Origin of the sequence: endosymbiont of Ridgeia piscesae (genome assembly GCF_001443665.1) — a bacterium.
GTDB lineage: Bacteria > Pseudomonadota > Gammaproteobacteria > Chromatiales > Chromatiaceae > Endoriftia > Endoriftia persephonae.
Genome location: NZ_KQ557135.1, coordinates 31,786 through 46,571 on the forward strand (window position 1 = coordinate 31,786; position 14,786 = coordinate 46,571).

General features: G+C 60.1%; 10 protein-coding genes. 3 read left to right on the forward strand and 7 right to left on the reverse strand.

Features of this window, described 5'->3' with window-relative positions:
- Position 1 precedes the first annotated feature (1 nt).
- The 7 genes from Ga0074115_RS10875 to htpG form a co-directional block, all read right to left on the reverse strand.
- Positions 2-421 (reverse strand): type IV pilus modification PilV family protein, encoded by a 420-nt coding sequence (locus Ga0074115_RS10875; RefSeq protein WP_232433056.1) that lies wholly within the window; start codon positions 419-421, stop codon positions 2-4.
- The gene (locus Ga0074115_RS10880) at positions 405-860 is read right to left on the reverse strand and encodes a prepilin-type N-terminal cleavage/methylation domain-containing protein (protein ID WP_057955551.1); all 456 of its coding nucleotides are present in this window, start codon (positions 858-860) and stop codon (positions 405-407) included. The genes Ga0074115_RS10875 and Ga0074115_RS10880 overlap by 17 nt, the downstream gene beginning before the upstream one ends.
- Before the next feature lie 10 nt (positions 861-870).
- Entirely contained in the window at positions 871-1,308 is a 438-nt protein-coding gene (gene gspG / locus Ga0074115_RS10885; RefSeq protein ID WP_087959765.1) for a type II secretion system major pseudopilin GspG, read from the reverse strand.
- 12 nt (positions 1,309-1,320) lie between these two features.
- Complete coding sequence (locus Ga0074115_RS10890; protein WP_057955553.1) at positions 1,321-2,538, reverse strand: type II secretion system F family protein; 1,218 nt, start codon at positions 2,536-2,538, stop codon at positions 1,321-1,323.
- A 1-nt stretch (position 2,539) separates the two neighbouring features.
- Complete coding sequence (locus Ga0074115_RS10895; RefSeq protein ID WP_057955554.1) at positions 2,540-4,294, reverse strand: GspE/PulE family protein; 1,755 nt, start codon at positions 4,292-4,294, stop codon at positions 2,540-2,542.
- 83 nt (positions 4,295-4,377) lie between these two features.
- A complete protein-coding gene (gene gspD, locus Ga0074115_RS10900) occupies positions 4,378-6,426 on the reverse strand; it encodes a type II secretion system secretin GspD (RefSeq protein ID WP_232433057.1) in 2,049 nt (682 codons plus the stop codon).
- Between the two features lie 1,072 nt (positions 6,427-7,498).
- Positions 7,499-9,415, reverse strand: coding sequence for a molecular chaperone HtpG (gene htpG, locus Ga0074115_RS10905; RefSeq protein WP_057955840.1), 1,917 nt, complete (start codon positions 9,413-9,415; stop codon positions 7,499-7,501).
- 171 nt (positions 9,416-9,586) lie between these two features.
- On the opposite strand from htpG, the gene Ga0074115_RS10910 reads away from it, so the two are divergent.
- The 3 genes from Ga0074115_RS10910 to Ga0074115_RS10920 all read left to right on the forward strand — a co-directional run bounded on the left by Ga0074115_RS10910 (position 9,587) and on the right by Ga0074115_RS10920 (position 14,696).
- Positions 9,587-11,221, forward strand: coding sequence for an alpha-D-glucose phosphate-specific phosphoglucomutase (locus tag Ga0074115_RS10910; protein ID WP_057955841.1), 1,635 nt, complete (start codon positions 9,587-9,589; stop codon positions 11,219-11,221).
- A 116-nt stretch (positions 11,222-11,337) separates the two neighbouring features.
- Complete coding sequence (locus tag Ga0074115_RS10915) at positions 11,338-13,080, forward strand: GTPase domain-containing protein (RefSeq protein WP_057955842.1); 1,743 nt, start codon at positions 11,338-11,340, stop codon at positions 13,078-13,080.
- Positions 13,077-14,696 carry a GTPase gene (locus Ga0074115_RS10920; RefSeq protein WP_057955843.1) on the forward strand — a complete coding sequence of 540 codons (1,620 nt, stop codon included), beginning with the start codon at positions 13,077-13,079 and terminating at the stop codon, positions 14,694-14,696. The genes Ga0074115_RS10915 and Ga0074115_RS10920 overlap by 4 nt, the downstream gene beginning before the upstream one ends.
- Positions 14,697-14,786: the final 90 nt, after the last annotated feature.

A 14,786-nucleotide genomic window follows, 5' to 3' on the forward strand; every position in this document is an offset into this window, starting at 1 on the left:
CTCACTTCACCGAAGGTGGCTTTAGCGGATCAAGCCTGAGGCTGCTCATATTCAACTCACGCTGGCGACCCAGCAACGACCAAGAAACCCGGACCTTAATTTGATAGAGCCCGCCCTCCTGAGTTCTGCCACCGGCATCGCTCCTTTCATAGGGCGCCACCGAGCGATTCCAGCGATAGCCACCAACGCTCTCGCCTCTCTCTACCCCCTCCAGCTCCCGCCAGTTCAGGTCCGTCCCTTCCAGCAAGTCCTGCACCAGCATCAGCGCTCCCATATGGCGCTGCGCAATCGAAATATTACTTAAACCACCGGAGAAAATGCGGTAGAGCACCGTCAGCGACATGGCAAGGATTGCGAAAGCAACCAGCACCTCAATCAGGGTAAATCCCCTCTGAGTCCCCCGCTTAATTGGGGATCTCACCAGAACGCTCCTCTACCTCCAGAACACCGCTGATCCAGTTCACCCGCAACAGGAAACGATGCCGTTCACTCCAGATCACTATCTGCCCCCCGCTAACCGTGCCATCTGGATAGGCGCTGAAGAGCACCACCTTATCCAACCCATCTCCTTTATCGAACTCGAGCCTCAGCCCATCCGGGATATCCAAGCTATTACGCCCAGCTTCGCTCAACAGGGCTCGCCTCTGCCGGTCGAAATAGATCTGCTGCTTCCGGTTGGAGACGATGGCCCGGCTGCGTGATTCTCTAACCATCAGCACCACATCGTTCACCAGACTCCTGGCGGAAACACCTGGCAAGGCTCGACTCAACAGCGGTGGAACCAACGCCACCATCATCGCCATCAGAGTCAGAACCAGCAGCAGCTCCAACAGCGTGAAACCGCCCGCGGTACGATACACTCCCCCCGCCTCACCAACTCACCACATCCTGGTCCTCTCCAGCACCACCTTCCGTGTTGTCCTGACCCAGCGAATAGAGGTCGTAGAGACCATTCTCTCCAGGAAATTGGTAGTGGTAGTCCCTACCCCAGGGGTCTTTGGGGATGCGCTTCTTTTTCAGGTAGGGGCCATGCCAGCCATCGACACCACCGGGCGCCTCCACCAGCGCCTGTAACCCCTCTGCCGTACTTGGATAACGCCCCACCTCTAAATGATAAAGGTCGAGGCCAGCACCAAACTCCTCAATCTGCAACTTCGCCGTGTCGGATTTGGCCCCGCCAAGATAACGCATCATCTGTGGCCCAACCAACCCCGCCAGCAGCCCCAGAATCACCAACACCACCAGCAACTCGATGAGTGTAAACCCCGTGGACTCGATCGAACGCGCCCCGCTAAAACCTCTTTTCATCACCTCTATCCTTCAGATAACCAGTTGATTAATACCCATGATCGCCACCAGAATGGACATGATCACCCCAGCAACGATCACACCCAGGAACAGAATCAGCATTGGCTCCAGGATCGCCAACGACTGCTTAATCGAACGGTTCACCTCTTTATCGTATATCTCCGCTATATGCAGCAGCATCTGCTCCAGCTCTCCGGATTCTTCACCCACACCGATCATCTGCACCGAAAACTCTGGAAAACAACCCGCCTTCTTCAGCTGCGTGGTCAATCGCGTCCCCTCTTTGAGCCCGTTGATCACCCCATCCATGCTGTCGGCGATCACCCGATTCTGTAACGTCTCACGCACAATCCCCATTGCCTTCACCATCGGGATACCATTCTGCAGCAAGGTGCCCAGGGTACGGGAGAAGACAGCAACCTCCATCTTGGTGATCAGTTCCCCCAGCAACGGCAGTGAGAGGACGCGCCGATGCCAGCGGTACTGTCCCTTTGGACGCTGCAGCTGATAGCGAATCCACAGCACGAACAGGACAATCAGCGAGACAAAGATCCAACCATAGGCCTTTAGCAGATCCCCTGCCTGCAACACGATGGCAGTGGAGAGCGGCAGTGCCGCCCCCATCCCCTCAAACAGCTCCTTGAACTGCGGAATGACGTAGGTCAGAAGGATGATGATCGACACGATAGCAACTATCACCAGGATGATCGGGTAGATCATGGCGGACTTCAACGAGCCCTTCAGTTCGCTACTGCGTTCCAGATGATCCGCCAAACGGGCCATGACCGATTCGAGGGTATCCCCCAACTCACCCGCCCTCGCCAGGCTGATGTAGATATCTGGGAAGATCCCCTGTTGCGCTGCCAGGGCATCGGCAAAGGAGTCCCCCCCCTTGATCTTTTCCTGCAGTGCCGACAGCACCTGAGAAAATGCCGGATCACTATTTACCGAGATCAGTAACGAGAGCGAGCGATCGAGTGATAAGCCCGCCTTGAGCAGCGTCGATAGTTCACGGGTAAACAGCAGCAGTTGGTCCTTGTTGCGCCTGAACAGGCCGACAGGCTTCAAGCGACTGGAACCTGCACTTGAGACACGGCTCAGTTCGACCCGAATCGGCACCCGCCCCTGCGCCTGGATCATCTTGACCACAGCCTCTCGGCTCGCACCCTCCGTCGTCCCCTCCGTAACCTCTCCGTCCAGTGATGCGGCCTTGAAAAAGTAGTTCGGCATATCAGTCCAGCCGCGTTACCCGCAATATCTCTTCGATCGTGGTCACACCCCTTGCCGCCTTTGCCATGCCATCCTCATACAGCGTGAGCATGTTAGCCGAGCGTGCCTGACGTGCGATGCTGAGTGAATCGGCGCGCGCCATGATCAGATCCCTGATCTTATCGTCGAGCAGGATGATCTCTATGATCGCCGCCCGCCCGACATAACCTGTACCACGGCACTGCTCACAACCGTGGGCGGTGTAGAACTGCGCCGTCTCCATCTCGACGCTCGCCGACAGGCGCAAGCGCTGGGCCAGCTCCTCGCCAACCCGATAGGGCTGCTTGCACGCATCACACAAGCGACGCACCAACCGCTGGGCCAATACCACCGTCAGTGTCGATTTCAGCAAAAAGTCATCCACCCCCATATCGAGCAAACGCGTGATGCTGCCAGCCGCATCATTGGTGTGCAGCGTAGAAAGCACCAGATGGCCAGTCAGGGCCGACTGTATAGCGATGGCTGCGGTCTCCTGATCACGCATCTCACCGATCATGATGACATCGGGATCCTGCCGCACGATCGAACGCAGGGCGTTGGAGAAGGTCAAGCCGATCTGTGGCTTAACCTGGATCTGGTTGATGCCGTCGATGTTATATTCGACCGGATCCTCCACGGAAAGGATCTTCCGTTCCGGGGTGTTCAGGTGATTCAGCGCCGCATAGAGGGTGGTGGTCTTACCGCTTCCAGTGGGGCCAGTCACCAGGATGATGCCATGCGGGATCGACAGGGCAGCACGCAGCTTCTCCTCCTGCTCACGGGTAAAGCCCAAGCACTTAAAGTCCCCCCCTGCGCCCTCACTGTGCAGCAACCGCAACACCACGCTCTCGCCATACACTGTCGGTACGGTCGATACCCGCAGATCGAGCCAGACGCCCTTGACCTTTATCTTGAAGCGACCGTCCTGTGGCAACCGCCGCTCGGCGATATTCAGATTCGCCAATATCTTGACCCGCGAAACGACCGCCGCAGCAACCTCGGCGGGAGCGTTTTCAATCTCTCGCATGATGCCATCGATGCGGTATCGAACCTTCAAGCTCTGCTCGAAAGGTTCGATATGGATATCCGACGCTTGTTGGTTTACTGCCTGCTGGATCAGTTGGTTCACCAGCTTGATGACCGGCGCCTCACTGGCCAACTCTTTGAGGTGCTCGATATCATCATCGCCAACTGCGCCGAGACGCCCCATCTCCCCCCTGGCAGCCGCCTCCTCATCGGTTTCGGTGTAGCGCTGCCGGAAGGCGGCCTCGATCTCCGACACCACCCCGATCCGCGGCACCACCTCACAACCCGAGACCATCCTCAGGGCCTCCAGCAGGTAGGGGTTATCTGGATCGACCATCGCCACCACCAGCCCCGCCTCGTCCTCCTGCACCGGCACGCACAGATTGCGATTCAGAAACGCCAACGAGATACGCGAGCCATAGGGCAATCTCTCCGGGAACTCGCTCTCGTCGATCAGCGGGATCCCATGAAACGCCGATTGGGCCTGTGCCAGTTCCTGGTCGGAGAGCATTCCCATCCGCACCAGCAGCACGGCGAAAGAGCTCTCGCTCTGCTGCTCGGAGAAGATTCTAAGGGCGTTTTCTGCCTCCTCCCTGCGCAGCCTGCCGGTCTGCACCAAATAACCACCAATCCCGCTATCGAGCAGACTGGCCTTCTGTTGTGGGCTGGCAGAGGGGGAATGCTGCCCCTTGATACTCACATCAGTGGTCATTCAGAATTTCTCGAAGAGGAGTGAAGAACAGCCAATGCGCCCCATCACTAGCCATCCTGTGCATCTAAGATTCCGCATGGGCGTTAATGTCTGATCGAGCGCTCCAGCGCACTCGCCTCTTTGAGACTCTTGCGCAGCTCGTCGGTCAGCACTTTGGCCTGCATTGGATTGGCCACCACCCGTGGCGTGATGGTGATAATCAGCTCGGTACGCGCAACATCTTTCGTCGTGTTGCTGAACATTTTTCCCACCCCGGGGAGATCCATCAAGATCGGGATCCCGTCCTTGGTGTCGTTACTGGTCTCACTGATAAGCCCACCCAGGATGATCGTCTGACCGCTGTTCACCACCACCGTGCTGTCCACGGTACGCTGCGCAATGGGGACATTCCCACCGCCGCCAACCGCTGGCGCCGAACCCGGTTTGCTCACCTCCTGGCTGATCTCTAAGGTCACCATTCCACCGACATTGACCCGGGGCGTGACGGTAAGCAGCGTACCGGTGTCACGGAACTGGACTTCGGTGACGATCGGGGCATCCGGATTGGTCGTGCTCTGGGAGGAACGCGTGATGATCGGGATCTGATCGCCGACCCTAAAGCTGGCCGACTGGTTATCGACCACCATGATCTGCGGCGCGGAGAGGAATTTGACCGAGGATTGAGCGTTCAACAGATTGAAGAAGAGCTTCAACTCATCCATACTGTTCAAAATCCCCAGCGAGAACCCGGAACCCGAGACCCCACTCGGCAGCGGCAGGTTCAGCCCACCCTGCCACTTATCGCTCCCCCCCATATTTCCCTGCAGGAACCAGCGCACGCCATAACTCAGATTATTGGTCAGAGAGACCTCAGCGATGGTCGCCTCTATCAACACCTGCATCGGCGGCACATCGAGCTTGCGGATGGTCGCCTCCACCAACTTGTAATCCCGCGCCGAAGCCAAAACCAGGATCGCATTACGATCTTGATCGGCGATGATCTTTACCTCACCTTGGCCTGCAATGCCCGGCGCCGGCTCGCTCGTCGGCTCCATCGTCGCCGCCCCCATCTGAACCGCCGGATCGAGTGGCTTATCGGTCGGCTGTGGCGGTGGTGTGATCGCACTCTGGGTCGGCGAACGCACATTGGAACGCTCCGCCGGGGGGGAGGCCTGATCCGAACTGGGGGCGTTTTTCCCTCCCCCGCCACCAAAGATCTCCTGCAGCAACCCAGCGATGCTCTCCGCCTTACCATACTTCAGGCGATAGACGTAGAGCCGCTGACCCGGCGAAGTCATGCCCCCCTGGTCGAACCGCTCCACCAGTTCCTTCACCGCGTCAAGGTAACCCGGCTGAGGGGTAATCACCATCACCGAATTGAGCCGTGCCACTGGCACCAGGCGGACCATGCCAGACAGGGGGCCTTCATCGGTAGCGACCAGCAGCTTGTTCAACTCATCGACCAGGGTGGCGGCATCCGCATACTCCAATGCAAACAGGCCGAAGGACATCCCCTTCAACCAGTCCACGTCGAACAACTTTACCGTCTCAAGGGCCTGATTGATCTGAAAACGCGAGCCACGTATCAGCAGCAGGTTACGCGCATCGTTAGTCGTGAAGGTCAGCTCAGCCGAGGATACCGAGCCGAGGATCTTCTTCATCTCCCTCGCTGCGATGTAGCGCAACGGCACAATCTGGGTACCAAAGCCCGCAATGCCTGCCGCCCCCACCTTGCCGACAACCGGAACACTGGACTGTTTAGCGGCATCCGCAAGGGGGATGATCCGATAGAGCCCACTGTCGTAGATCATCGCGGCGCCATAACTCTGCAGGAGCGACTCAAGAATCCCCATCACGCTGTCGATCGGCACAGGGTTATAGGTGCGCATGGTAACCACACCCTGCACCCGTGGATCGATGAGGTAGTTTTGTTTCAGGATCTCCTCGAATACGATCCGCACAACCTCATGCAGTTCGATGCCGTCGAAGTGGAGCGTAATCTCACCCGCCGAACCGCTCTCTTCACCCTGATCTGAGAGATTCAGAAATTTTCCACTGCCAACTTTGTAAAAAGGGGCTTTGGCTGATTGAACGGGCTCACTCCCCCGTCCTGAAGGGAGCGTGGTTGGAGCAACCGCGGCAGATTCCGGCATGCTCTCTTCCTGCATCCACTCTTGAGTGGATCCGTGCGCTACAACTGGCTCCTGCCGCGCTGGATCACTTTTTACGCCAGCCGCAGGCGTACACGCAGCCAGCACAGGCAGTAACAGGGACCACATAAATAGGTGGACAACTTTATTGGTCATGATGCTCTTCAAACCGCCGATTCAGGCCCGGCTTTCTCTTATTCTCTCTTTCACCGCTGGCTGCCGCCCCTGAAGCAGATGAAAACTGCGTCAGCATGGCGCAACATCCGACCGACCACCTGCCGGCTCCCTAAGCCGGGAAGGTTCTACTCAAGTCGACTGGAGTGTCTGCGATCCGAATGCAGCTGTTCAGGCTAGCTGGCTTGGGCAGGCAATCGCGCATTTAGCCCGGCAGATGCAATTGATGCAAGTCCACCAGACTCCTACTCCCCCTTGATTGGCTTCGCGACGGATGTTCTTAGCCCTCACCATTCGAAGCGCGGCCAAACCTTCCCATCATGCCCGAAAGGCCAGCAAACACCGACTTCAGGGCCAATCCCGCCCAAAAAACGTGGCGCCATCAACGCCGACCAATGGGACGATACTGCTTTCGCAGGAGACGGAGGGCGCCGAATAACGTGATATTTCGTCAAGGACTTACGAGTCTTCTTGGTCTCGGATCTCCAAACAATCTGCCAACCGAGGCGATCCTACCACACTTTTATTTCTTGCAGAGCGCAGCCTGCCTGAAGGCAGGCTGCGTAAACGCTACCCGAAAAGCTCCCCGCTCTTAAAACCGAACTAACGGCAGCGGGGCTAAGGAGCCTCTGATCAGGTCATGAACTCGTATCTTGTGCCTAAAACATCCAGCTTCTGCGTGGCAAATCTCGGCAACAGCTCCATGCGTGACTCTACCTCCTGCATCCATGCGGTCGTTCGCAATAGCCAGCTATCCCCGACAGGGATGTAGGGGAGGAGCGTGAGCAAGGAACGGTAGCTTTACGTGCGATTTGCGCCTTGAACCTGAATATTCTGAATCACGATCAACTTCGTTCAAACTTAATCAGAGGTTCCCTAAACGTCTCGCGCCGGCAGGCGCTCACTCTCCCGAAAGATTCAACATCAATGTATTGAGCCGCCGCACGAAGGCCGCCGGGTCATCCAGCTGACCACCCTCCGCCAGTTGGGCCTGGTCGAACAGGACCCGGGTCAGGTCGGCAAAGCGATCTTCGTCGGGTTCCTGATCGAGACGCCCCAGCAGGGGGTGTTGCATGTTGAGCTCCATGATCGGTGAGGTGCCAGGCGCGTCCTGGCCAACCGACTTCAGCACCCGCGCCAGGTTGGCACTCATGTCGTGCTCCTCCACCACCAGGCAGGCGGGGGAGTCGGTGAGACGGTGGCTGACGCGCACCTCTTTGACCGTCTCACCGAGCACCTTTTTGACCCGCTCCAGCAGCCCCTGGTGCTCCTCCGCCGACTTCTCCTGGGCCTCTTTCTCCTCCTTGTCTTCCAGCTCACCCAGATCGAGGGCGCCCTTGGCCACCGACTGCAGCGGCTTGCCGTCGAATTCGGTGAGGCTGGAGACCAGCCACTCGTCGACCCGATCGGAGAGCAGCAGCACCTCGATGCCCTTCTTCTTCAGCAGCTCTAGATGCGGGCTGAAGCGAGCGGCAGCGGCACTGTCGGCGGTGATGTAGTAAATCTTTTCCTGCCCCTCTTTCATACGCCCGATGTAGTCGGCCAGAGAGACATTCTGGGTGTCGTCATCGTTATGGGTGGAAGCGAAGCGCAGCAGCCCGGCGATCCGCTCCTTGTTACCGAACTCCTCCGCCGGCCCCTCTTTCATCACCTTGCCGAACTGGTCCCAGAAGGTTTGGTACTTCTCGGGCTCATTCTTCGCCATCTTCTCCAGCATGCCGAGTACGCGCTTGACGTTGGCCTGGCGGATGGTGTCGATCTTGCGATTGTGCTGCAGGATCTCACGGGAGACATTGAGCGGCAGGTCATCGGAGTCGACCACACCTTTGATGAAACGCAGGTAGCGCGGCATCAACTTTTCCGCCTCGTCCATGATGAAGACGCGGCGCACGAAGAGTTTTACGCCGTGTTTCTGATCCCGGTCCCACATATCGAACGGGGCGCGGCTGGGGATGTAGAGCAGCGCGGAGTATTCGTTGTTGCCCTCGACCCGATTGTGGGCCCAGGCGAGCGGCTCTTCAAAGTCATGGGAGACGTGTTTGTAGAACTCTTTATACTCCTCGTCGCTGATCTCCGACTTGGGCCGCATCCACAGCGCAGTACCCTTGTTGACCCGCTCAAACTCTGGCTGCTCCGGTTGCTCTTCCCCCTCCTCTGGTTCGCCGAACCGCTGCTTCTCCATCTCCACCGGCATCGCGATATGGTCGGAGAACTTAGAGATAATGGAACGCAGCCGGTAGTCCTCCAGGAACTCCTTCTCATCCTCACGCAGGTGCAGGATCACGTCGGTGCCGCGGCTGGGCTTATCCACGTTCTCGATGCTGTAGTCACCCTCGCCGGTGGACTCCCAGCGCACCCCATGCTCTTCGGCGAGGCCGGCGCGGCGGGTGATCAGGGTCACCTTGTCGGCAACGATAAAGGCGGAGTAGAAGCCGACACCAAACTGACCGATCAGCTCGCTATCCTTGGTCTGATCACCGCTCAACGCCTCAAAAAACTTCTTGGTGCCGGAGCTGGCGATGGTGCCGATGGTCTCGGTCACCTCCTGACGACTCATACCGATACCGTTGTCGGAGATGGTCAGGGTGCCCGCCTCCTTGTCCATCGTCACGCGGATCCGCAGTTCAGGGTCATCCTCAAACAGCGCCTCGTCGGTGAGCGCCTCAAAACGCAGCTTCTCTGCCGCATCAGATGCGTTGGAGACCAGCTCCCGCAGGAAGATCTCCTTATTGCTGTAAAGGGAACGAATCACCAGGTTCAACACCTGACTCACCTCGGCCTGGAACGCCAGGGTCTCCTTCTGGGCTTCAACACTCATGGGGAATATCAACCTCTATCAAATACATACACTTAAAAAATCGCGCGATTTCAGCGAATCGGCCAACAGATGGGGGCGGTGTCCCATCTTTTCAAGCAGGGGTTCGATTCCCATCACTCCTGTGCTTGAATAGGCCCGTTCTGCAGTCACCCAACGCACAGAAGAGGTCAAATGGAAATCTCCAGCATCACCAGCCATCCTTTCGACGACCAAAAACCAGGCACCTCGGGCTTGCGCAAGAAGGTCAAAGTATTTCAGGCCCCCAACTACCTGGAAAACTTTGTGCAGTCGATCTTCGACACCCAGGCCGACCTGAAGGGTGGCGTGATGGCGCTGGGTGGTGACGGCCGCTTCTACAACCGCCAGGCGATCCAGATTATCATTCGTCTCGCCGCCGCCAACGGTGTCGCCCGGGTGATTGTCGGCCAGGGCGGCATCCTCTCCACCCCCGCTGCCTCCTGCGTGATCCGCAAATACAAGACCAACGGTGGCATCATCCTCTCCGCCAGCCACAACCCCGGCGGCCCGGATGAGGACTTCGGCATCAAATTCAACACCGCCAACGGCGGCCCTGCTCCCGAGGGGGTCACCGAGGCGATCTTCGAGCGCACCAAGACGATCAGCGAATACCGCATCGTCGAGGCAACAGACATCGACCTGGACCAGCTCGGCATCCAGCAGCTCGGCGACACCAGCATCGAGGTGATCGACCCGGTGGCCGACTACGCCGAACTGATGAAGCAGCTGTTCGACTTCGAACGCATCCACCAGCTGTTCAACTCCGGCCTGTTCCAGATGCACTTCGACGCCATGCACGCAGTTACCGGTCCCTATGCCAAACGCATCATCGAGGGCATCCTCGGTGCCGAGCCTGGCACCGTGATCAATGGCGAGCCCAAGGAGGACTTCGGTGGCGGTCACCCCGATCCAAACCTGGCCCATGCCAAAGAGATCGTGAAGCTCACCAGCGGCATCAACGCCATCGACTTTGCCGCCGCCTCCGACGGTGACGGCGACCGCAACATGATCCTCGGCCGCAACTTCTTCGTCACCCCTAGCGACAGCCTGGCGGTGATGGCGGCCAACGCCCACCTGATCAAGGGTTACAAAAGCGGTATCAGCGGCGTCGCCCGCTCAATGCCCACCAGCCAGGCCGCCGACCGGGTCACCGACGCCCTCGGCCTGGAGTGCTACGAGACCCCCACCGGCTGGAAGTTCTTCGGCAACCTGCTCGACGCCCGTAAGATCACCCTGTGCGGCGAGGAGAGCTTCGGCACCGGCTCCGACCATGTGCGCGAGAAAGATGGCTTGTGGGCAGTGCTGTTTTGGCTCAACCTGCTGGCGGTGCGCCAGGAGTCAGTAGAGCAGATCGTGCGCGACCACTGGCGTAAGTTCGGCCGTAATTTCTACACCCGCTACGACTACGAGGCGGTGGACAAGGCCGCCGCCGAGGGGCTGATGGAGCACCTGCGCAGCCGCCTCAGCGCGCTGCCCGGCAGCCAGTTCGGCAACTACACAGTCAACTACGCCGACGACTTCGCCTACACCGATCCGATAGATGGCAGCATCTCGAAAAACCAGGGCATCCGCATCGGCTTCAGCGGTGGCTCACGTATCGTCTACCGCCTCTCCGGCACCGGCACCGTCGGCGCCACCCTGCGCGTATACCTGGAGGCCTACGAGCCCGATCCTGACAAGCACACCCTGGAGACCGCCGAGGTGATGCAACCGCTGGTGCAGATCGCCACCGAACTGGCCGAGATCGAGGCCCGTACCGGCCGCAGCGAACCAACCGTTATCACCTGATCCGATTCGCATCACCCACCCTGTAGGAGCGCTGCTCGCGGCGCGCAAAGATTGGCTCATCACCAATTCGCGCCGCAAGCGGCGCTCCTACGCCGAGATCTAGACAGAGCCGATTGATGAGCGACGAAACGGACACCCTGCTGCACTTTTTAGAACGGCTGCAGCGCCGTGCGGAGGGGGTGGCCGACAGCGATCCAGAGAGCCCCTTCGCCGATCCGCTCAACTTCGCCATCAGCCTGCTGCGGCGCAGCGGCAACCGCCCCACACTCACCGGCCTGCCGCCCCAGCTGGCGGTGATCGGGCCCACCCAGTCGGGCAAGAGCAGTCTGGTGAATCTGCTGCTCGATCAGAGCGCCGCTGAGGCGAGCCCGCTGGCGGGCTTCACCCAGCATCCGCAGGGCTTCAGCACTACCACGCTGAGCAGCGAGCAGCGCACCGCCATCACCGTCCAGTTCCCCGACTGGCGGCTGGCCGACAACCACCCCCCCGGCGAAGCGGACGACTACTCCCTGTGCCGGCTCGATTTCGGCTCCAGGCAACAAGCCGCCCCGCTGCTGATCTGGGACAGCCCCGACTTCGACTCGGTCAGCGCACGCCACTACCGCCACCGCATCCCCACCCTCTGCGCGATGGCGGATGCGATCCTGCTGGTGGTGAGCCGCGAGAAGTATGCTGATCAGTCAGTATGGCGGCTGCTGCGGCTGATCGCCCCGGTGGGCCTGCCGCTGGTGATCTGCCTCAACAAGACCAGCCACGAGGAGGCCAGGATCCTCACCCAGACCCTGGCAGAGCGGCTGCAGCAGGAGTCGATCACCTATCTCGGTATAGTCGCCCTCCCCTACCTCCCTGAGGGCGAGGCCACCCTCGCCGACACTCCCGAGGCGGGGGCGCTGCGCCGCACGGTGACAGCGGCCATCGAACAGCGCACTGGCACCATCCCTCAGGCGCGGCTCGCCGAGCTGCTGCAGCACTACTGGCCGGCCTGGAGCAAACCGCTGCAGGAAGAGCATAGCGCCGCTCAACAATGGGCAACGGCCATCGACAACGGCATCGCCGAGGCGTTGGCGATCTACCAGCGCGACTACCTGGAGCACTCCAACTACGAAGAGACCTTCCAGCGCGCCATCGCCGAGCTGCTGCAGCTGCTGGAAATCCCCGGCCTGGCCCCGGTTTTAAGCCGCGCCCGCCACTACCTGAGCTGGCCAGCACGCCAGTTGGGGAAGCTGATCCAGACAGACAAGGGCGACGGCAACGAAACTGGGCATGAGGCCCAGGTGCTGAACGACGCAGTCCGCCACCTGCTGCTCTCGCTGCAGCAACAGCTGGGCGAACAGGCCAGCCAGTCCGGCACTCCCAGCAATCTCTGGTGGAGCCAGCTCGGCGTCGCACTGCTACAACAACAGACAGCCCTCAGCCAACAGGCCGCCGACGCCATCCAGGCCCACCAGCACGCCTTCGAACCGGAGATCCGCCAGGCCGGTGAGCAGCTCTATCAGCATCTGCAACACCACCCCGGCAAGCTGCACAGCCTGCGCGCCACCCGCGCCACCCTGGATGCAGCGGGCATCGCCTTCGCGCTAAAGACCGGCGGTATCGGCATCAGTGACCTGCTATTCGCCCCGGCGATGCTCGCCTTCACCTCCAGCCTGGCGGAGAGCGCCGGCGGCCACTACATGCACACTATCCGTGAGCAGCTCAAGGCCCGCCAGCGGCTGGCAGTGGAGAGCCGGATTTTTGATCAGGCGCTGGGCAAGCAGCTACGGCAACTGGCCCAGCAGATGCCCTGTGAGGGCTTGTTTCAGATCAATGCCGGGGAGCTCGCCCAGGCAACCGACGCACTCGAAAAACTCACCTCATGAGCGACACATTTCAACAACAGTTTCAGGCCCTCAGTGAATGGACAGACAGCGCCAGGCAGAGCGGCTGGATCCCAGCCCAGGCGCAGCAACAGCTAGCGCAGATCGAACAGCAGCAGGCAGATGATCTGTTCACCAATAGCCGCGAACGGCCGCTGATCGTCGCTTTCTTCGGCGGCACCGGGGTCGGCAAGAGCAGTCTGCTAAACCGGCTGGCGCAGCAGCAGATCGCCCGGGTCGGGGTGCAGCGCCCCACCTCCCAGGAGGTCACCCTCTATCTGCATCAAGACTTCCCGCTGGCGCAGCTGCCCGCCGAGCTGCCTCTCGAAGAGACTGTCACCGCCTATCATCAGGACAACCTGCGCAGGTTGGTAGCCTGGCTCGACCTGCCCGATATCGACAGCATCGAGCAGCGTCACCGGGCGCTGGTGGAGGCCTGGCTTCCCTACGTCGATTGGATGGTCTATGTGGTCAGCCCGGATCGCTACCACGACGACCTGGGCTGGCGTTTCCTGCAGCAACGCGGCCAACACCACGCCTGGCTGTTTGTGATCAACCATTGGGATCAGGGCGCACCACAGCAGCTCGATGACTTCCGCCGGCGGCTGCAGCGCGAAGGCTTCAGCGATCCGGCCATCCTGCGCACCAGCTGCACTGTCACGGCAGGGGAGGATGACTTCCCGCAACTGGAAGCAACCATCAACCGTGCCATCGAAACCTACGGTCTAGAGCTGTTCAAACGCCTGGGCCTGCGGGCGCGGGAGGCGGAATTGCAGGCCTTCGCCGGGCAGATGCGCCAACAGCTCAGTCGCCACGACCTGGCGCAGATCCAGGCCGGCTTCCTCGCCATCAGCCAGCAGCGCCTTGAACAACTTACCCAGGAGATGGCGTTGAGTGCCGAGGCGCTGATCCGCCCGTTGCAGAGCGCCGAACAGCAAGAGCGCTTCTGGCGGCCCGACAGCGCGCCAGCCCCCATCCCCCCAGACCCTGCCGCCTGGCAGTCGGTAATCTGGTCGCAACACAATGAGCAGCGCTTCGCCGATCTGCTGTTGGAACTGGAGAACCATGCTGTCCTCCATCAGCTGCCTGTCAGACCGCTCAAACGTCACCTCAAACGGCTGCATGCGGAGCATCAACCACTGCTGCTGGGGCCGATCGAGCGAGCCGCAACTGAGGCGCTGGCCCGCCCCGGCCGCGCCGGGCAACGGCTACTCTACCGTGGTTTCCGCCTGCTCAGCGGGCTGCTGCCGCTGGCGGCAGCGGCCTGGGCCGGCTATCATGTAGTGGCCGATTTCTATGCCGGCACGCGGGGAGAACAGGCCTTCCTCGGTCTCGATTTCGCCATTCATACCACACTGCTGGTGCTGCTTGCCTGGCTGATCCCACAGCTGCTACAGCAACGCACAAAGCCCTCCGCCGCCGCCAGCCTGCGCCGAGCAATTGGACAGACACTGCGGCAAGGCATTGTCGCAATTCAGGCACGCTTCACTACACTCTATGGGGAGCTGGATGAGGAGCAGCAGGCGTTGATTGCCGCTCTGGATGCAATCACCCCGGAGCGGGGGGAACAACCCGGCCTGGCGCCACCCTACATCCAAGCCGGGGAACCGCTGGATTAATCCAACCCTATTCACGGTGACGGCTCTGACTACCACCGCAAACAAGGTGAGTGCAGCAGAGTTGCTCTAGAATTCCCTTGCAGCCGTTTT

Coding starts and splice junctions, on each gene's coding strand:
- gspG (WP_087959765.1), bottom strand. CDS start 1,308: ATGAAAAGAGGTTTTAGCGGGGCGCGTTCGATCGAGTCCACGGGGTTT.
- Ga0074115_RS10890 (WP_057955553.1), bottom strand. CDS start 2,538: ATGCCGAACTACTTTTTCAAGGCCGCATCACTGGACGGAGAGGTTACG.
- Ga0074115_RS10895 (WP_057955554.1), bottom strand. CDS start 4,294: ATGACCACTGATGTGAGTATCAAGGGGCAGCATTCCCCCTCTGCCAGC.
- gspD (WP_232433057.1), bottom strand. CDS start 6,426: ATGCCGGAATCTGCCGCGGTTGCTCCAACCACGCTCCCTTCAGGACGG.
- htpG (WP_057955840.1), bottom strand. CDS start 9,415: ATGAGTGTTGAAGCCCAGAAGGAGACCCTGGCGTTCCAGGCCGAGGTG.
- Ga0074115_RS10910 (WP_057955841.1), top strand. CDS start 9,587: ATGGAAATCTCCAGCATCACCAGCCATCCTTTCGACGACCAAAAACCA.
- Ga0074115_RS10915 (WP_057955842.1), top strand. CDS start 11,338: ATGAGCGACGAAACGGACACCCTGCTGCACTTTTTAGAACGGCTGCAG.
- Ga0074115_RS10920 (WP_057955843.1), top strand. CDS start 13,077: ATGAGCGACACATTTCAACAACAGTTTCAGGCCCTCAGTGAATGGACA.